This is a genomic window from Streptococcus sp. SK140 (genome assembly GCF_000259525.1).
Taxonomy (GTDB): domain Bacteria; phylum Bacillota; class Bacilli; order Lactobacillales; family Streptococcaceae; genus Streptococcus.
The window spans coordinates 1-18269 of sequence record NZ_AJML01000032.1; the positions used below are offsets into that span (position 1 = coordinate 1).

At 41.9% G+C, this 18269-nt stretch carries 15 protein-coding genes; 2 read left to right on the forward strand and 13 right to left on the reverse strand.

The window, feature by feature from the left end:
• Positions 1–259 precede the first annotated feature (259 nt).
• Positions 260–1267, reverse strand: coding sequence for a catabolite control protein A (gene ccpA, locus HMPREF1116_RS08740; protein WP_001090623.1), 1008 nt, complete (start codon positions 1265–1267; stop codon positions 260–262).
• A gap of 205 nt (positions 1268–1472) precedes the next feature.
• On the opposite strand from ccpA, the gene HMPREF1116_RS08745 reads away from it, so the two are divergent.
• Positions 1473–1790 carry a DUF960 domain-containing protein gene (locus HMPREF1116_RS08745; RefSeq protein WP_000885928.1) on the forward strand — a complete coding sequence of 106 codons (318 nt, stop codon included), beginning with the start codon at positions 1473–1475 and terminating at the stop codon, positions 1788–1790.
• A 48-nt stretch (positions 1791–1838) separates the two neighbouring features.
• On the opposite strand, the gene HMPREF1116_RS08750 is transcribed toward HMPREF1116_RS08745, so the two are convergent.
• The 7 genes from HMPREF1116_RS08750 to HMPREF1116_RS08780 form a co-directional block, all read right to left on the reverse strand.
• A complete protein-coding gene (locus HMPREF1116_RS08750) occupies positions 1839–3122 on the reverse strand; it encodes a hypothetical protein (RefSeq protein WP_001123858.1) in 1284 nt (427 codons plus the stop codon).
• Positions 3115–3936, reverse strand: coding sequence for a 2-amino-4-hydroxy-6-hydroxymethyldihydropteridine diphosphokinase (folK, locus tag HMPREF1116_RS08755; protein ID WP_000372549.1), 822 nt, complete (start codon positions 3934–3936; stop codon positions 3115–3117). Before folK ends, HMPREF1116_RS08750 begins: the two co-directional genes overlap by 8 nt.
• Positions 3937–3976: 40 nt before the next feature.
• On the reverse strand, positions 3977–4531 hold the full coding sequence (folE, locus tag HMPREF1116_RS08760; RefSeq protein WP_000380927.1) for a GTP cyclohydrolase I FolE: 555 nt from the start codon (positions 4529–4531) through the stop codon (positions 3977–3979).
• Between the two features lies 1 nt (position 4532).
• Positions 4533–5831 (reverse strand): bifunctional folylpolyglutamate synthase/dihydrofolate synthase, encoded by a 1299-nt coding sequence (locus HMPREF1116_RS08765; RefSeq protein ID WP_007555606.1) that lies wholly within the window; start codon positions 5829–5831, stop codon positions 4533–4535.
• Between the two features lies 1 nt (position 5832).
• On the reverse strand, positions 5833–6777 hold the full coding sequence (gene folP / locus HMPREF1116_RS08770) for a dihydropteroate synthase (protein ID WP_000415288.1): 945 nt from the start codon (positions 6775–6777) through the stop codon (positions 5833–5835).
• 140 nt (positions 6778–6917) lie between these two features.
• On the reverse strand, positions 6918–8117 hold the full coding sequence (locus HMPREF1116_RS08775; RefSeq protein ID WP_001096781.1) for a phosphoglycerate kinase: 1200 nt from the start codon (positions 8115–8117) through the stop codon (positions 6918–6920).
• A 236-nt stretch (positions 8118–8353) separates the two neighbouring features.
• Positions 8354–13165, reverse strand: a complete 4812-nt coding sequence (locus HMPREF1116_RS08780) for an endo-beta-N-acetylglucosaminidase (protein WP_000795155.1) — start codon at positions 13163–13165, stop codon at positions 8354–8356.
• Positions 13166–13469: 304 nt separating this feature from the next.
• Here HMPREF1116_RS08780 and HMPREF1116_RS08785 point away from each other — a divergent pair, with 304 nt between their 5' ends.
• Complete coding sequence (locus tag HMPREF1116_RS08785) at positions 13470–15101, forward strand: Na/Pi cotransporter family protein (RefSeq protein WP_000026617.1); 1632 nt, start codon at positions 13470–13472, stop codon at positions 15099–15101.
• Between the two features lie 134 nt (positions 15102–15235).
• On the opposite strand, the gene HMPREF1116_RS08790 is transcribed toward HMPREF1116_RS08785, so the two are convergent.
• The 5 genes from HMPREF1116_RS08790 to scpB form a co-directional block, all read right to left on the reverse strand.
• Positions 15236–15532, reverse strand: a complete 297-nt coding sequence (locus HMPREF1116_RS08790) for a hypothetical protein (RefSeq protein WP_000392385.1) — start codon at positions 15530–15532, stop codon at positions 15236–15238.
• Between the two features lie 24 nt (positions 15533–15556).
• Positions 15557–16621: a glutamyl aminopeptidase gene (pepA, locus tag HMPREF1116_RS08795; RefSeq protein WP_000209210.1), complete on the reverse strand. Its 1065-nt coding sequence runs from the start codon at positions 16619–16621 to the stop codon at positions 15557–15559.
• A 103-nt stretch (positions 16622–16724) separates the two neighbouring features.
• Positions 16725–16979, reverse strand: a complete 255-nt coding sequence (yidD, locus tag HMPREF1116_RS08800; protein WP_000721871.1) for a membrane protein insertion efficiency factor YidD — start codon at positions 16977–16979, stop codon at positions 16725–16727.
• Complete coding sequence (locus tag HMPREF1116_RS08805; RefSeq protein WP_001222220.1) at positions 16979–17704, reverse strand: pseudouridine synthase; 726 nt, start codon at positions 17702–17704, stop codon at positions 16979–16981. The genes yidD and HMPREF1116_RS08805 overlap by 1 nt, the downstream gene beginning before the upstream one ends.
• Positions 17691–18260, reverse strand: coding sequence for an SMC-Scp complex subunit ScpB (gene scpB / locus HMPREF1116_RS08810; protein WP_000105292.1), 570 nt, complete (start codon positions 18258–18260; stop codon positions 17691–17693). Before scpB ends, HMPREF1116_RS08805 begins: the two co-directional genes overlap by 14 nt.
• Positions 18261–18269: the final 9 nt, after the last annotated feature.

Below are 18269 nucleotides of genomic sequence, written 5' to 3' on the forward strand. Positions count from 1 at the left end.
TAATACTCTTCGAAAATCAAATTCAAACCTCGTCAACGTCGCCTTGCCGTACTCAAGTACAGCCTGCGGCTAGTTTCCTAGTTTGCTCTTTGATTTTCATTGAGTATAAAAAAGTCGGTGAGATAGAAATTACTAGATCAAGTCTTGTTTTCTAGTTACCCCGCAAGCATTCTACCATCAACTTGATGCTTGAACCATTAACCAAAAAGTTTTTACTACTAAAAAGCGAGGTCGGGATTTTTATCCCGACCTCTTTTTGTTAATCTTTACGAGTTGAATGACGTTCTACCAAACCATGTGGCAAAAGAACTTCACGCTCTTCTAACTCTTCCTTATGCATAATCTTCGTCAACATACGCATACTAATAGCACCAAGGTCATACAAAGGTTGCGCAATGGTGGTTAGGTTTGGACGAGTGTAACGCGCGATTTGCGAATCATCACTGGTGATAATTTCAAAGTCTTCTGGTACAGAAACTCCCTTGTCAGCAAGTCCGTTCAACACACCTGCTGCCAGTTCATCTCCTGTTACGACCGCTGCTGTTGCTTTAGAAGAAATCAAACGTTCTGCCAAGGCATAGCCATCATCATAACGGTATTTTGATTCGAAAACAAGACCTTCACTGTAGTTGATTCCCGCTTCTTTCAAAGCATCTTTGTAACCAGCCAAGCGAATCTTACCATTAATATCATCCACTAATGGTCCACTAACGAAGGCAATTTTTTTGTTTCGCTTCAAAAGATGACGGACTGCATCAACTGTAGCATGTTTATAGTCAATATTGACACTTGGAAGCTGGTGCTCCACATCCACTGTTCCTGCAAGAACCACAGGTGTGCGTGAGCGTGAAAACTCTGAGCGAATCTTCTCAGTTAAATGATAACCCATGAAGATAACGCCATCCACCTGTTTAGAAAAGAGAGTATTGACCACAGATACTTCCTTTTCATCATCCTCGTCGCTATTGGCAAGGACGATATTGTATTTGTACATCTCCGCGATATCGTCAATCCCTTTAGCAAGGGTAGAGAAATAAGTATTTGTGATATCTGGAATAACAACTCCAACTGTTGTAGTTTTCTTACTTGCTAGACCACGAGCTACTGCATTAGGGCGGTAGTCAAGGCGATCAATGACCTCTAGAACTTTCTTACGGGTGTTTTCTTTGACATTCTTATTGCCATTGACAACACGACTGACAGTCGCCATTGATACTCCCGCTTCTCGGGCAACGTCATAAATTGTTACTGTATCATCTGTGTTCATTCCGTTTCCTTTCTACTTTGAAAATTTTGTTTTCATGATTCCACTGTTCTCATTTTACCACTAATTGTAAGCATTTTCAAGCATTTGATGAAGATTCGTTGAAAAAATTTCAAAATCATTCTCATATTTTTAAAGGTAGTTGACTTTTCTTGATTTTTCTAGCAGTTTGCAGTATGATAATAAAAAAATCAATTAGGAGATAGGGATGGCTTTTACAGATTCTCATAGACGATGTGCCAGTTTCGGTGTGGTGACCAATTTACCTGACGATGTTATCGATTCAATCTGGTATATAATCGATCATTTTTTAAAGCATGTTTTTGAGCTAGAAGATGAATTGGAATTTCGACTTTTGAATCATGAAGGCTCCATCACTTTTCGTTTTTCTAGTCAACATCTACCAACAACGATTGACTTCGACTTCAATCATCCCTTTGACCCACTCTATCCACCTAAAGTTCTGGTCATGGATATGGACGGAAAGGAAACCATTCTCCTACCAGAAGAAAATGACCTATTTTAAAAACTCTAGTCTCCTCTATCTACTTAGGAAACTAGAGTTTTCTTTTTGCTAATAAATGGAACGACTGACTACTATACCACTGGGTTTGGTGTATTCTAAGTCAAGATAATCCTGATAAGTTCCTGGGACAATAAATCCTTGGGGGCTGAGAATGTCTGTTCCAGCTTTACCCACGATAGAGTCAGCCAATAAGACACAATTTGTACTGAGAACAAAATAGGTCTTAAACTTGGACGAACTGAACTTATAAAGAGCGGCATCAGCCTCGTGTTTCAGCTGATAAGAGTAGGTATGCTTGATCTCCCCTTCTCTTCTTTTCATGAGTTGAGAACTTGGTTCCCAAGGAATTAAGAGTCCTTCAATTTCTCTCAGTTGTTCTTCTATAGCTTTTTTCTGTTGCTCAGACAAGCTTAAGCCGTAGGCGAATAGAGTTTTCTGACTTTCTCTCTTACAGAGTTCGATGTATTTCTCTTTATTAGCCTTAAACAAAACTCCATCCCCAATCATCCCAAATAAACGCTCCGAGTGCGGATCATAAGAACCATAGGAAATAACCTGACCTTGATAGCAGATATCCACATGCCCCATGGCTAAAAAGAAAGAGGATTCTGAAGCATGGATAAAAATTTCCATATCAACTGTCTGGTCATTTTTTCTCTCTGAATGTACTTCGCTTTCTTCCGTCTGATGAGTAGATAACATTTCATTCCATCGTCGTAAAGTGCTGATTGGAATCAAAGCTGTCATGAATATAGGCAGTGTCATTCTCATTCTGCGCTTCAGCTTGGGATTACTTCTCCCTTTTTCAAAATAGAAACCATCCCTGACACTACTCGCCCCCAACATGATTAAGTAAAAACCTAACAGGAGCAACTCAAAATTTGTCGCATCATGAAAAGGGGAGATACTATAGAGACCAAAACCCATCATCCACATTGCATCAAATAAGTAATTGACTCTCGGATGGATATGATTATTTCGGTAAATCAACCAAGTAATCAGACTGATCAGACCTGTAAACAGTTGATAACCTCCGATAATCATCACAAGGAGATAGAGAGCTATCCCTTGCAGGATGACTGAATCAAATAGGATGACTGCAAGAAAGAGCTTGGCTATGGTTACAAAAATATTTTCTCTACGGGATTTCTCCTGAAACCATCGTATCAACAAATGCCAAACAGCCGACAAGGAAAAGTAGGCCATCAAGAGTTGATAACCAAGTCTCGGTACAATTTGCCCAAAACAAATCAAGAGAAAACCTAGGACAATAGCTAGCGCTCCCTCCCCTAGACTTCTCCATTTACTATAAGTTTCGGAAAACTTAGGCATTTTCTTTCTCCAATTGACGATACAAGTGCCGAATCGGTTGTTTCAGTGTTGGATGAATAAAATGCGGAGCTATTTCCTGTAAAGACTCTAAAACAAAGAAGCGCTCAGCAATATAAGGATGAGGCAAGATGAGGTCGTCTGTATAGATGATCTGGTCCTCTACAAAAAGCAAATCCAGGTCAATCAAACGAGGTCCCCAATGAACCTCTCTGATCCGTCCCATTTCTGATTCAATCGCTAACAAGGTTTCTAACAAGACTGGAGCTGGCAACCAGGTTTCCACTTCAATGACTTGATTGGCAAAGCTATCCTGCTCCACACCACCCCAAGGTTCGGTCCTAATCACACTAGACTCTTTGAGAATGTGGATGCCACGAGCTTGCATTTTGTCAATCGCTTGCTGGAGATTAGCCGTCTTATCCCCCATATTACTTCCTAAAGCGATAAAGGCACGCTGTTTGCGACGGTGGATGGTTACTGAACAAGTATCCAGCGGAAGATGGATAGGTGCCCAAGGTTTTTTTAGTTCTAGCTCAATCTCTTGAACGAGAGGGTAGGTTTCAAAAGTACGCTCTACTAGTTTGTAGGCTACTGTTTCAATCAGGTCTTCGCTTTCTTCCTGAAACCAAGTCGTCCATTGCTGGCAAAGTTCTCCGTAATGGACAGAAGCAGTTAAATCCAAGTCTGTCGCAGCCTTGGTCATATCATAGGATAGGGTGGCTGAAACGACAAACTTCTGCCCCAGTTCCTTCTCACTAGGAAAGAGTCCATGAAAGGCGAAAATTTCTAGGTCTTTAATTCGCAGTTGATCCATAACTAGTCCTTTCTAGAAAAATCCGCTTGACGCGGATTTTTTATAGTCCCATCAGACGATAAGCCTGATCCCGAAGATCCTTATCTGTCTCAAATAGACCACGAGCTACTGTAGTCAAGGTCGCAGTTCCTGGTTTTCGAACACCACGCATACTCATACACATATGCTCTGCTTCAATGACAACAAAAGCTCCCTTAGCACCCAAATACTCCATCAAGGCATCAGCAACTTCGATATTCAAACGCTCTTGAATCTGTGGCTTTTTAGAGTAAACTTCCACAGTACGAGCTAACTTTGATAAGCCTGCTACACGCCCATCTGGGATATAGGCAATGTGGGCACGACCATAAAATGGCAAGAAGTGGTGCTCACACATAGTATGGAAAAAGATATCCTTTTCCACTACCATATTGTCATCGATAATCTCAAAGGATTTTGACAGGTGCTCTTCAGCAGTTTGCCCAAGACCTGAAAAAATCTCTTGGTACATACGAGCGACACGGGCTGGTGTTTCCTGCAAGCCTTCGCGATTTGCATCCTCACCAACTGCCTCGATAATCATTTTTACAGCTTCTTCAATCTTTTGTGTATCCATTCTAATTTTTCCCCTCCATTAGGTAGGCTCTCACTTGGGCTAAAAAGTATAATGAGCCCGTGATAATCCTAACTGTTTTTTTCTCTTCATTTTCTGATAATTTTTGGTCTAGAAATTCTTGCCAATCTTGGTAGTTGAGATTTCTAGAATCAGCCATCTCTTTCAAGACTTTTTCATCCATCGCCCGACTATCCTCAAAATGAGTTAGCGTAATCTTAGTATCGGGCAAGGTTTCTAGCAAGTCCAACATATCCTCCAAGGCCTTGGTTTTGATACAAGTAAAGAGTATTTCCTTGTGATAATCAGCAAAGCGTTCTTGCAATGTTTCTAGTAAAGCCTTGATTGCATGGGGATTGTGGGCCCCATCTAGCAACTCTAATGGTTCTCTAGACACGATTTCCAATCGCCCTGGCCATCTTGTTTCTTCCAAAGCTTGAGCCGCTAAAGCATTATCTGGCAATTCTCGACCAGTCGCTTGGCAATAGCTATCTAACAAGGCCAGCGCCATCCCAGCGTTCTCAATCTGGTGCAAACCCAGCAATCCTGTTTGGAAACGACCTTGTCTAATAGAACTTGTATAGTCAAAGACTTCTCCAGTGACAACACTCTCATGATGGCTTACCTGATAATCTCTTCCATAAACAATTCTGGTAGCCTGTTTCGCTTTTGCAATCTTGTCTATCACAGCCAAGGCTTCTGCGGCAATGTGACCAGTCACTAGAGGAACTCCTTGTTTGATAATTCCTGCTTTCTGCTCTGCGATGGCTTCTAGACTGTCACCCAGTAGGGCTACATGATCCAATCCTATGGTCGTGATACCTGTTAGGATGGGTTGACAGACATTAGTGCTATCCAAAAGTCCGCCCATACCAACTTCCATAATCGCCACATCGACTTGTTCAGAAGCAAAATAGTCATAGGCTATAGCAGTGATAATCTCGAATTCTGTCGTTCCTTGTAAGGCTTGAGCATGCTCCCCTTCAAGTAGTAAACGATAATCCGCCATCAAGGACTCTAATCTTGCTTCTGGAATAGATTCCCCATTAATAGCAATCTGATCGGTATAATGAATCAGATAGGGAGAGCTAAAGACACCAACTCTTAGTCCCATCTTTTCCAACATATTCTTCAAAAAGGCTATAGTAGAGCCCTTGCCATTGGTTCCACCGATGTGGATAACCTTAAGCTTAAGATGGGGATTGCCTCGTAGGGCTAATAGCTTCATCATTCTCTCCAAACCAAAGTGCGGTTGGTCTGTCCGATAGTTAGCTATCCACTGATTGGTTTCGTTTTTATTCATCTTACTTATATTGTTTCAAATCTAAATTTTCCGCATGATCTGCCAGACGAATAGCAGACGCAATTTCGACTGCCATCTTGTGGCTGGCTACATCGTGCACGCGCACCACTTCCACACCTTGTCTAGCAGCAATACTGGTCACATGAGCCGAAGCCGTATCACGATTGCGGAAGCCAGCTTCAGTATCTGGATTGACTTCAAATCCATTTTCTTCAAGGATATTAATGACAAAGCGCTTGCGAGAGACTCCTAAAAAGATAGGATAGCCCATTTCGTGAAGCTTATCAAGGTCACGTAGGAGGATGAGATTTTCCTTTTTGGTCAAACCAAAGCCAATTCCTGGATCCAGCATGATGTTTTCTTTCGAAATCCCTGCTTTTTCCGTTCTTACTAGAGCACGATCAAAGAAAGCTGTCATCAATTCTTCAACTGATAGTTGTTCAAATTCAGCCAAGTCTTCCTTTGTAAAAGTCTCTCCAAATCCAAAATGAGGGAAGATAAGTGAACTAGGGTGCTGAGGACGTGCCATGACTGGATTAAACATGATGACTACTTGAGCTCCAGCCCTGGCAACCACCTCTACCATCTTCTCATCCCCCATAAGGCCTGTGATGTCATTGACTATATTGGCACCAGCATTTAAAGCTGCTTCTGCCACTTGACTCTTCCAAGTATCGACCGAAATCAGAACATCACTTTCTTGACGAATAGCCTGAATGACTGGAACCACACGCTGGATTTCCTCTTCAATCTCAACATAGCTACTTCCAGGTCGAGTAGATTCTCCACCGATATCTAAGATAGTGGCACCTTCAGCTATCAATTTTCTAGCTTGTTTTAAGGCTTCTTCAATAGCAAAAAATTGGCCCCCGTCAGAAAAAGAATCTGGGGTAACATTGATAATTCCGCAAATAGCTGTTTTTGTTAGATTTTCTCTTTTCTCCACGCTAGTCTCTCAATTTTCATTTAGATTGGTATTCCTCTATTTTACTGTTTTTTTTGGATTCTGTCCAATTATCCCTCAGTACTCTTTAACTTTAAAAGAGCGCAAAAAAAGGAGAACCTGAGTCCTCCTTTTCTATATTCTTATTTTTCAGTCAATGCTGCAAGTCCTGGAAGAACTTTACCTTCAAGAAGTTCCATTGAAGCTCCACCACCAGTAGAGATCCATGAGAACTTGTCTGCACGTCCAAGGTTGATCGCTGCGGCAGCTGAGTCACCACCACCGATGATTGATTTAACGCCTGGTTGTTTCACGATAGCGTCCATCACACCGATTGTACCAGCTTGGAAGTCAGGGTTTTCAAATACACCCATAGGTCCGTTCCATACAACTGTTTTCGCACCAGTCAATGCTTCATCAAATTTAGCGATAGATTTTGGACCGATATCCAAACCAAGGAATCCTGGGTCTACTGCTTCACCTTCAGTGTCTTTCACTTCAGTGTAGTCAGCAAATGCATTAGCTTCTTTTGAGTCAACTGGCAAGATCAATTTGCCGTTTGCTTTTTCAAGAAGAGCTTTCGCAACATCCAATTTATCTTCTTCAACAAGTGAGTTACCGATTTCGATACCTTGTGCTTTGTAGAATGTGTAAGTCATACCACCACCGATAAGAACTTTATCAGCTTTTTCAAGCAAGTTTTCGATAACACCGATCTTATCTGAAACTTTTGAACCACCAAGGATAGCCACGAATGGACGTTCTGGAGCTTCAACAGCTTCTTGGATGTAAGCAATTTCGTTTTCAAGAAGGAATCCAGCAACTGCTTTTTCAACGTTTGCTGAGATACCAACGTTAGATGCGTGTGCACGGTGAGCTGTACCGAATGCATCGTTTACGAAGATACCATCTCCAAGTGATGCCCAGTATTTACCAAGTTCAGGATCGTTTTTAGATTCTTTCTTACCGTCAACATCTTCAAAACGAGTGTTTTCAACCAAAAGAACTTGTCCATCTTCAAGAGCGTTGATAGCTGCTTCCAATTCAGCACCACGAGTTACACCTGGAAGGAATGTAACTTCTTGACCCAATTTAGCAGCCAAGTCAGCAGCTACAGGAGCAAGTGATTTACCAGCTTTGTCTGCTTCTTCTTTTACACGTCCAAGGTGAGAGAAAAGAATCGCACGTCCACCTTGTTCAAGAATGTACTTGATAGTTGGAAGAGCTGCAGTGATACGGTTGTCATTAGTAATCACGCCATCTTTTACAGGTACGTTGAAGTCAACACGAACGAGAACTTTTTTCCCTTTCAACTCAACGTCTTTAACAGTCAATTTTGCCATTTGGAAAGACTCCTTAATTTTTTTTACGTGTTAATTATATCACAAAATCAATAAAAGAGATAGCAAAACCTTAAACTTTTATCCACAACAATTTTTCTCGATTAATTAAGGACAGTGCATGTAACTACGACAGAATACTCTACCATTTTTATTCTCCTCCCCTATACAAAAAGATTTGACACTTAAAAGTCAAATCTTTTTATTATATGAAGTCAGTGTTAGATAGACTCTCTATCTTAATCTTCTTTTTTCTTTTGAGCTAGCAAGCCAAAGCCACCTAAAACTCCGACCAAGCCAAGGGCTAGGAGGTTTGCATCTACTTCTGCACTTGTATTTGGAAGTTGTTTTCCTTCAATCTTTTCAGCTTGTACTTGTACTTCTGCTTTTGCTGGTTCTTGCTTCGCTGCTTGGCTTACTTGAACTGGCGCAACGGATGTTTCAGTCTTAGGCTCTGTTTTTGAAGTTTCCTGCTTAGTATCTTGAGTCACTAGAGCAGGTGTAACTGGTCTGTCACCTGGTACTTTAACTACTTTTGTACCGACTTCAACAATTTCAGTTACGGCTTCCTTGAGAACTTCTGTCCCCTTAAGACTACGATGTCCTACAGAATCAATCTCTACAAGGTTTCTACGAAGGCCTGCAACTCCTACTTGAACCAAGCGACGTTCTCCTACTGGGAGGCTAGGATTTACTCGTTCTTCATGTCCATAGGCAAGAACTTCTTCTTCCACAACCAAGCTTGGTTTCTTAACTTCTAAGACTTTTGGACCGTCAAGCGGTTGAGTGCTACTTTCAATCTTAGTACCAACCTCAGTAATCTCTGCCACTGCTTCCTTGACGACTTCTGTCCGAAGAAGAGTACGGTTGCCTTTGGCATCCACTTGAATCAGATGACGGATTTGTCCTTCTGCACCAGCCTGAACAAGACGTCGTTCACCCAACAAGAGGTCTCCTGACGGACGTTCTTGACGCTCGAAGGCTTGAGTTTCTGTCTCAACCACTAATTCAGGTAGTGCTTCAACTGTTGGCGCAGTTTCGCCTTCTTCTAAGCTACCTACATGATGGCTTTCTTTAACAAGGAGTTTTTTATTGAGTTCTTCCTTGAGGTTGGCAAATGCTTCTGGAGTTGGCGTTTGTGAATATAACAAAGCTTCAGCTTCCGTAATCAACTCAGATTGAGGATCTTTTTCAATGACGGATTCGAGCAAGCTTTCCAATTCTTCTCTAGCAGTTTGATAACGTTGATTGCCATCCAATTCAGTACCAGCTTGTTTCAAGTCATTCAAGGCTTGGTTGACTGCTTCTTGACTAGCATCATGATTTTCTAAGATCGCTTTTGCTGCTTCAATCTTCTCAACTAGAGCTGCTTGTTTTGCTGCATCAGCAAATGTATAAGCTATTGTTTCTTTGCGTCCTTGAGCAGATGTGATTTCTTGTTTCAGATATTCGTCGTTAATGGCTGCCTTAGGTGATACTAGAACATCAAATTCGACAGTTTGTCCTTGATAGTGCAACTGAAGTTTTTGACGGCCTGTTTTTTGAGAATCATAGCCTGTAATTTCGACTCCTTGGTCTGTAAAGCTATGTTCTGTCTCAGTTTCATCATCATACAAGACCTTGAAACGTCCTTCTGATAAGTCAAGAGTATCGCCTACAAAGTAATCAATTTTCGGTTGTTTGCTAATATACAAGGCTGCGACTTCTTTTGGACCAGTTTCTTCACCAGTCACTTGAACCTTAAAGCTACCTGCAACTGGAAGTCCAAGATAGGTTACTGTCAACTCTTGTTCGCCATGGTGGTGAGCATCGTAGCCATTAACAGTAACACCTGCATGACTAAGGTTGATGACTTCGTCTGCTTCTTCACCCTCATATTTAACACGGAGAAGACCACCTTTGAGATTCAAGTCCTCACCAACTTGATAAGTTGTCTTTTTAGGTGCCACTTCTAGACTGACAGTCTTAATCTTTCTCTCATCCTGAGGAATCGTTACAGCAAGGGTATTACTGATTTCTTTACCTGGCAATTGTGTACGGTAGTAAAGAAGGCTCGGACGTTTTTCAAAGCTCAATGGATCTGTCGCCAAATCTCCTCCAACTGCTGTATTTAAGGTAGCGATTGGAGTTTGTGAATCTGCCTTGTCATAGACAGTGACGGTAGCTCCAGCAGGAACTTCTGAGAATCCAAGTTGAATCTTATTGTCCGTTAGAACACGCGCCGCCACTTTAGCCATTGGAATATTTTGGCTCTCCGTATCAAGAGCTTCATACATCTTCCAGTTGTAGATACGGATAGCTTTCCATGGTGTTCCATTGTCAGACGTGATGACGTTCAAGCGCCAGTCTTGCGCAGTAATTGGGCTATCAAGGGTGATATCTGAAACATGGGCTTTATTGCCACGAACTGCTTTAGCCAGTTTCCATTCTCCAGCTTCATCCTTGTAGTAGAGGTCGAAATCCTTCGTATTCATCAAGCCGTCATTAACGGATTCTCCACCAGCACCGGCATGGTCCATGACCCATCTAACGACACGGCGTGGTTGTGTCAAACGGATATCAACGCTACCACTCAACTGAGCAGAAGACCATTTGTCAGATAGACTGGTGATCGTACCATTCAACATACCTTCGATACCTTCGCCACCTTCTGTATTAGGGAAGGTACTTCCGATAACAGTCGCTCCTGGAACGATATTTTCTGCTAGTGGTCTTGGAAGACTGGTGTCTTGGACAGTCATTCCCCAGTCAAAGTTTGTAGTTGCTGCTTCAGAACGAAGGCCATTCTTCCCAACTGCGACAACCTTCAACTCTTGACTGGTTCCAGTTGCACTAGCTGAACGGGTAACTTTTGGTAGGTAGATAGTAGTTGCTGATGATCCTGTCAATAGACGCCAAGCATCGCCATCCTTTTCATAAACTTCATAGAAGTCAGCATCTTTGTTACCTGTAAATTGAACAATAGCTTCCGCTTCTTGAGCATTTTTGAGAGATTGTTTTGCTACTTTAAGAGCTGTTGGGGCTTGAGGAGCCTCTTGATTATCTGACACGGTCAACTCACCCAAGTTAAATTGATAATCCTTAAGGGCAGCAGTATTTTCAAAAGTGAGCTTGATGCCATAGATGGTTTTACCTGCCAAGGCACTCAAGTCAAATTCGTCTTTTGTCCAGTCGTCAGATAGAGTCAGTTCCTTACGAGCATTCTCGCCACCATAGGTATAGTTTTTCTGAGTCGCAAATTCTACATAAACCTTGCTTCCCTTACCACCTTTATGAGCAACACGAAGTTTCGTTTTATCTGTTACTTCCAGTTTTGTAGAGTAAAGACGAACATCTTGGTTGGTATTTTCAGCTAAATTACCCGCAAATTTAAGTGAGTTCCCACCATTGTAAGCATCTTCAAAGTCATAGTCAGCTTGGAGTTTAGCTCCTGATGATGTTTGCCACCAACGCCATGTAGGCAAGATACCTGATACAGAACGATAGTTCCATTCAGAATCCTTAGAAACTTTACCGTCTACAAACCACTTTTTACCATGTCCTGTGTTAAAGGATGTTGTAAAGGTACGTCCTACTGCTGGTGTGCGGTCAGCTACGAGGTTGGCAATCCCGTACCAGTCCTTGTCATCTGGTTTTTGACCAGTTGGATCTCCTTGGTAACCTGTGAAGAAGATATTTTCATTCTTATGATAGTCTTCACCTGTTTTCCCAAGACTCGTGATAGTATCTGGGGCAAAAAGTCCAAGTGATAAGCGAAGTTTGCCATTCTCATCAAAAAGAGCATCCCATTTCACTTTTGTCTTGTAAGAACCACCTTGTTGCAATTCCAATCCTGCAAAAACATCGTACTGACTACGCTCTAGCCATTTTGCCATAGCTACAGAATAGTCATTTTTCTCTTTGGTCCAGTTAAAGTTGGCAAAGAAGTGATCTGCAGGAACCTTGTCCCCCTCTTTTTGCATGAATGGATAGTTGTACTCCCCAAGTCCATCCTCATGGTAACGGCCATATTCATAAGTCATGGCATCATACCAAGAATACTTAACTGGATGGTTGACTTGAGCTGCATATTCCTTGGTGTAGAGCATGAAGTCACGCATTTTCTTACCAAGAGGCGTTACGATATCACCCGTAGTTTCTTGGTTGATAAAGTATCCATCAAATCCATAATATTTAGCCAAATCAACTAACTTACGAGCGATAGGGAAAGTTCCATCCTCATCTTGTTGAAGAGCTGCAGCAAATTTTTCTTGGTCTGCAATACTATTAGACCAGTTGAAGAAAAGAGTACCCAATACAGGAACACCATTACGGTGCCCAGCATCAATCACGTCTGGAGTTGGAACGAGGCCTTCCCAGAAGACCATTGAATTCAAGTATTGCCAGTAGTCAAAAGCGTAGGCTTTAAATTCTTCACCACCTACAGAAGCATGGTCTTTAGCCTTAGAGTTGGTATTTGCAAGGGCTTCAACCTTGGCATCCTTATTGGCTTTTTCATTGACAACATGTCCACGATAGCGCTTGGCTAGTTCTACTGAAGATCGGTTAATAGCATCGTCTTCACGGGCACCTGGTTCCCATTTCAACAAATCTTCCCAAGTGTCAAACTTAATTTCTTTTGGTCGAAGACTTTTTTCTTCTTTTTTAGGAACGTCAGAGACTGTTGCTTTTTCTTCTGGCTTATTTTCTGTAGTAGCAGGCGCTTCTTCAGCCTTAGGAGTTTCAGCAGCTGGACTAGTGGCTTCCTTATCACCTGCAGTCAATTGATCCAAGGTTGGCTTTTCTTCTGAAACTGGTTGCTCACTTACCTTGTCTTCTCTTGCTTCTAGCTCTTTCAATACTTCTGGTGCTGGTGTAGTTGCTTCTGCTGGAGTAGTGGTTGACGGTTGCTCTGAAGCTACTGCTGTAGTTGTTCCATTTTCTGGAACGACAGACTCTTCTGCCAAAGCTGGGCCTGCAAATAGAACTGAACCTATCATCAATGAGCAGGCACCCACTGACAATTTTCGAATACTATAGCGACAATGTTTTTCAAAAAATGGATTCTTCATCTTTTTCTCCTTTGACTTTCTCTTGAAAGTAAGCGCTTTATTTTTGAATTAAAAAAGTAGCTGTTCCAAAAATAAACAGAACAGGTCATTTTTATTTTACGATATTTAGAAAAAGAGTCAACACTAGCCCTTCAAGAACTATAAAGAAGTGAAGAATTAATATAAATTAGACAATCATCTGCCATTTTTCGAATTAAAACAACATTTTTCTCAAAAAAGAGCATTTACTACTTGTTAGATTTACTTTTATCCTTTAAAATAGAATGGGAGAAATTCCGCGATTATTTTTCGGAGGAAAAAGAAAATGTCCATTAATTGGCAGGAAATTATTTTTCACTTTTTAGGTGGTCTGGGACTATTTTTATATAGTATCAAGACCATGGGAGACGGTTTGCAACAAGCTGCTGGAGACCGCCTTCGTTATTACATTGATAAGTACACAAGTAATCCCTTCTTAGGGGTCTTAGTGGGGATTGTCGTCACTGCCCTCATCCAGTCGAGTACAGGTGTAACGGTTATTACGGTTGGACTGGTTAGTGCTAGTCTCCTCACCCTTAGACAGGCCATCGGGATTATCATGGGAGCCAATATTGGAACGACCGTAACGTCCTTCATCATCGGTTTCAAACTTGGCGAGTATGCCCTACCCTTGATTTTCCTTGGAACCATGTTCTTATTCTTTACAAAAAACCGTACTGCAAATAATATTGGACGTATCCTTTTTGGTGTGGGTGGTATCTTCTACGCCCTCAACCTCATTAGTGCTGGGATGAGCCCTCTTAAAGACTTGCCTCAGTTTAAGGAATACATGGTTACCTTGGGGCAAAATCCTATCTTGGGAGTTGTGGCTGGTGCTGTCATTACCGTTCTGATTCAGGCATCTTCTGCAACCATCGGGATTCTACAAGGTCTCTATGCAGGTGGATTCCTCGACCTCAAAGGGGCACTACCAGTCCTATTCGGAGATAATATCGGTACAACCTTAACGGTTATTATCGCAGCAGCCGGAGCAAACATATCTGCTAAACGAGTTGCAGCAACACACGTTACCTTTAACGTTTTAGGAACTATCCTCTGCTTAATCTTGTTAGGCCCATTCACTTCGATGATTGAGTACTTCCAAGCTTTACTTCACCTCTCACCTGAGATGACGATTGCCTTCTCACACGGTGCCTTTAACGTAAGTAACACCATTGTACAATTCCCATTCATCGGTGCTCTGGCTTACTTTGTTACTAAGCTAATCCCTGGTGAAGACGAAGTTGTAAAATACGAACCTCTTTACTTGGATGAACAACTCATCAAACAAGCTCCTTCTATCGCCTTAGGAAATGCCAAGAAAGAACTCTTGCACCTAGGAAACTATGCGGTTAAAGCATTTGACCTTTCTTACGACTACATTATCAATTCTAATGAAAAAGTAGCTGAAAAAGGGCACAAAACTGAAGAAGCTATCAACACAATCGACGAGAAATTAACACGTTACCTCATTAGTCTATCTAGTGAAGCATTGAGTCAAAAAGAGAGTGAAGTCTTAACAAATATCCTTGACTCTTCTCGTGACTTGGAACGTATCGGAGACCACGCTGAAGCTTTGATTAATCTTAACGACTACTTGCAACGCAAGAATGTTCAATTCTCTAACTCAGCCCTAGAGGAATTGGAAGAGATTTACCGTCAAACAAGTGAGTTTGTTAAAGATGCTCTCGAAAGTGTAGAAAATAACGACCTCGAGATGGCAGATTCTCTTATCGAACGCCATGAAGCCATCAACAAGATGGAACGCGTCCTTCGTAAGACACACATCAAACGCCTCAACAACGGCGAATGTTCTACCCAAGCTGGTGTCAACTTTATCGACATCATTTCACACTACACTCGCGTGTCAGATCACGCAATGAACCTTGCTGAAAAAGTTTTAGCTGAACAAATTTAATACTCAATGAAAATCAAAGAGCAAACTAGGAAGCTAGCCGCAGGCTGTACTTGAGTACGGCAAGGTGAAGCTGACGTGGTTTGAATTTGATTTTCGAAGAGTATAAGATAAAAAAATGCTTTGATTCGTTCGAATCAAAGCATTTTAAATAACTCTCCAATCATAAAGGAAGAGGCAGCTGCACCCTTGTACCTAGCTTCTTCCTTTTGGATAAAGCTGGCCAGATTGACTAACTCTGGCGCTGGAGTCTTGGGATTCTTGAGTAGTTCAAGTGTGACTAGCCCTGAAAGTCGGACTGCTAGCAATCGCTCATTGGTGCTGGGCAACTGCTTAGCAGTCTCTAGGAGTGCAGCCACTAAATCTTCACTCAAGTTTTGACGGGCATGATTGTAAAGGTCCCGTATCAAGGTTTCTAGGTTTGGTTCTTCCATACCTATCACCTCCATCTTTTCTGTTTAATAGTTTTTAATCAAATCTACAGTAGAGCGATCTAATTTTTTAACCAAGGCTTGTAGGAAAGCTTGAGCTTCTAAGAAGTCATCCATGGCATAAAGTGTTTGGTGAGAGTGGATATAACGAGCGCAGACACCGATCGTTGTAGATGGAACACCACCATTTTTCAAATGAGCTGCTCCTGCATCTGTACCACCTTTTCCACAATAGTATTGGTATTTGATTCCAGCTTCTTCAGCAGTTGTCAAAAGGAAGTCCTTCATGCCTGGGAGAAGCAAGTGACCTGGATCATAGAAACGAATCAAGGTTCCATCACCAATCTTACCTTGACCACCATAAACATCACCAGCTGGTGAACAGTCAACTGCAAGAAATACTTCTGGGTCAAATTTTGTTGTAGATGCATGGGCACCACGAAGTCCAACTTCTTCTTGGACGTTAGCACCAAGATAAAGTTCATTTCCTAGTTTTTGGCCTGACAAGTTTTCAGCCAACTCACTAACCATGAGCACACCGTAACGGTTATCCCATGCTTTTGAAATGATATTTTTTTCATTAGCAGTTAGGATTGCACTACTATCTGGAACAATTGTATCTCCAGGACGGATACCAAAACTTTCAGCCTCAGCCTTATCTGCAAAACCACCGTCAAAAACGATATCTGAAATAGCTGGCATGGTTGGTCCACCTGTGCCACGAGTCAAATGTGGAGGAACTGAACCTGAAATTACTGGAATCTCACGTCCTTCACGTGTAAAGAGTTTAAAGCGTTGGCTGCTGACAACCATAGGGTTCCAACCACCAATGCTGACTACTCGGAAAGTCCCGTCTGGCTTGATTTCACTAACCATAAAACCAACTTCATCCATGTGAGAGGCTACCAAAACACGAGGTGCATTTTCAACTTCTGAGTGCTTCACCCCAAAAATACCACCCAAGCCATCAGTCACAACTTCATCCACGTGAGGTGTTAATTTTTCACGAAGATAAGCGCGAACAGGTGCTTCATGACCTGAGATAGCGGAAAGTTCTGTTACTTCTTTGATTTTAGAAAATAATGTTGTCATTTCTATCCCTTCTTTCTTTCAACCATTTTACCACTTTTTATAGGAGAAAGGTAGTGGAAATCAACATTTTACCAAGTAACTTACTCTTATAACAATAAAAGAATCACAAATGTGATCCTTCTTCTCTTGTATTTCGTTTTAATGAAAAGTAGTCTGGTACTGGATCTTTACCCGTTTCAGACCAAGGATGGCAACGTAATATCCTAGCCAAGCCCATCAAAACTCCCTTGAATCCATGTTTTTCAATAGCCTGAATCATATAGTTTGAACAGCTAGGCTCAAATCTACAAGAAGGTGGAAAGGCTGGCGAGATAAAGCGTTGGTAAAAGCGCACTGGCGCAATTAAGATTTTTTTCATTATTTATTATTTATTACAGCCATGGTGTGTAGTTGGCTGATTTCTTTTTTATTGAGACGACGTGATTCTCCTGGACGAAGTCCTGTCAAGTCTAGATGACCAAAACGAGTTCGAGAGAGTTTATCTACTTGGAGACCAACAGCTTCAAACATTTTTTTGACCTGGTGGTTACGCCCTTCATGAATGGTCAACTGAACAACTGAACGGTTTTTGACTGGATCCACTTTGAGAATCTCGTAAACAGCTGGCTTGGTCTTCTTGCCATCAATTTCTACTCCTCGAGTCAAGGGACGAAGATTTTCTTTGTTGGCAATTCCTTTCACACGCGCAACATAGACCTTGTCAATCTCATTACGAGGGTGAATCATCTCATCAGTAAAGTCCCCATCATTGGTCAAAATCAAAACTCCAGACGTATCCCAGTCCAAACGTCCTACAGGGTAAATACGTTCTTTCACATTGGGCAAAAGGTCGACAACAGTCTTACGCCCCTTGTCATCTGTCACACTGGAAATCACTCCGCGTGGTTTATTGAGCAGATAGTAGACCTTTTCTTCGTTATAGATGGGTTGGCCTTCAACTTCGACCTTGTCGCCTGACTTGATAGTCGTTGCTAGTTCACGAACCACTTGGCCATTGACAGTTACCAAGCCTTGCTTGATCAACTCTTCTGCTTTTCTCCTACTGGCCACACCTGCGTGGGCAATATATTTATTGATTCTCATCTTCTTCTATCCTTTCACCAAATAATTGGCTTTCTTGTGCTTGAATATCAAGCTCATCAATCACGGGCAACTCTTCCAAATGGTTAATGCCCATGTAATCTAGGAAATAATCCGTCGTTACATAGAGATTAGGGCGTCCAAGAACCTCTTTTTTCCCGTCTTCTTTTATCAAGTCAAAGGCTTGCAACTTAGCTAGCGCTCCACTTGAATTAACCCCCCGAATAGCATCGATCTCTATCCGTGTGATAGGCTGCTTGTAAGCAATGATGGACAGGGTTTCAAGGGCAGCTCGAGATAGGCTCTGGTTGATGGGTGCCTTAGAGTATTCTTTCAAAATGGCTGCAAATTGAGGCTTGGTTACCAATCTGTAGGCACCACCTGTCTCAATCAAGACTAAACTGGAATCCCTGTCTTTTTCATACTTGTGGGCTAACTTTTCTAAGCTTTGCTGGATACCAGTCGGTGGAAGCGATAGGAGCTCAGCCAATTGGCGAATCCTAATCCCCTCTTCACCCGCTACAAACAGGAGTGCTTCTATTTCTGCTAAAGTACTCATATTTCCTCT

Coding starts and splice junctions, on each gene's coding strand:
- HMPREF1116_RS08805 (WP_001222220.1), bottom strand. CDS start 17,704: ATGAGAATCAATAAATATATTGCCCACGCAGGTGTGGCCAGTAGGAGA.
- HMPREF1116_RS08790 (WP_000392385.1), bottom strand. CDS start 15,532: ATGGAAGAACCAAACCTAGAAACCTTGATACGGGACCTTTACAATCAT.
- HMPREF1116_RS08750 (WP_001123858.1), bottom strand. CDS start 3,122: ATGCCTAAGTTTTCCGAAACTTATAGTAAATGGAGAAGTCTAGGGGAG.
- HMPREF1116_RS08775 (WP_001096781.1), bottom strand. CDS start 8,117: ATGGCAAAATTGACTGTTAAAGACGTTGAGTTGAAAGGGAAAAAAGTT.
- HMPREF1116_RS08765 (WP_007555606.1), bottom strand. CDS start 5,831: ATGAATAAAAACGAAACCAATCAGTGGATAGCTAACTATCGGACAGAC.
- HMPREF1116_RS08780 (WP_000795155.1), bottom strand. CDS start 13,165: ATGAAGAATCCATTTTTTGAAAAACATTGTCGCTATAGTATTCGAAAA.
- HMPREF1116_RS08785 (WP_000026617.1), top strand. CDS start 13,470: ATGTCCATTAATTGGCAGGAAATTATTTTTCACTTTTTAGGTGGTCTG.
- folE (WP_000380927.1), bottom strand. CDS start 4,531: ATGGATACACAAAAGATTGAAGAAGCTGTAAAAATGATTATCGAGGCA.
- HMPREF1116_RS08745 (WP_000885928.1), top strand. CDS start 1,473: ATGGCTTTTACAGATTCTCATAGACGATGTGCCAGTTTCGGTGTGGTG.
- ccpA (WP_001090623.1), bottom strand. CDS start 1,267: ATGAACACAGATGATACAGTAACAATTTATGACGTTGCCCGAGAAGCG.
- folK (WP_000372549.1), bottom strand. CDS start 3,936: ATGGATCAACTGCGAATTAAAGACCTAGAAATTTTCGCCTTTCATGGA.
- yidD (WP_000721871.1), bottom strand. CDS start 16,979: ATGAAAAAAATCTTAATTGCGCCAGTGCGCTTTTACCAACGCTTTATC.
- scpB (WP_000105292.1), bottom strand. CDS start 18,260: ATGAGTACTTTAGCAGAAATAGAAGCACTCCTGTTTGTAGCGGGTGAA.
- pepA (WP_000209210.1), bottom strand. CDS start 16,621: ATGACAACATTATTTTCTAAAATCAAAGAAGTAACAGAACTTTCCGCT.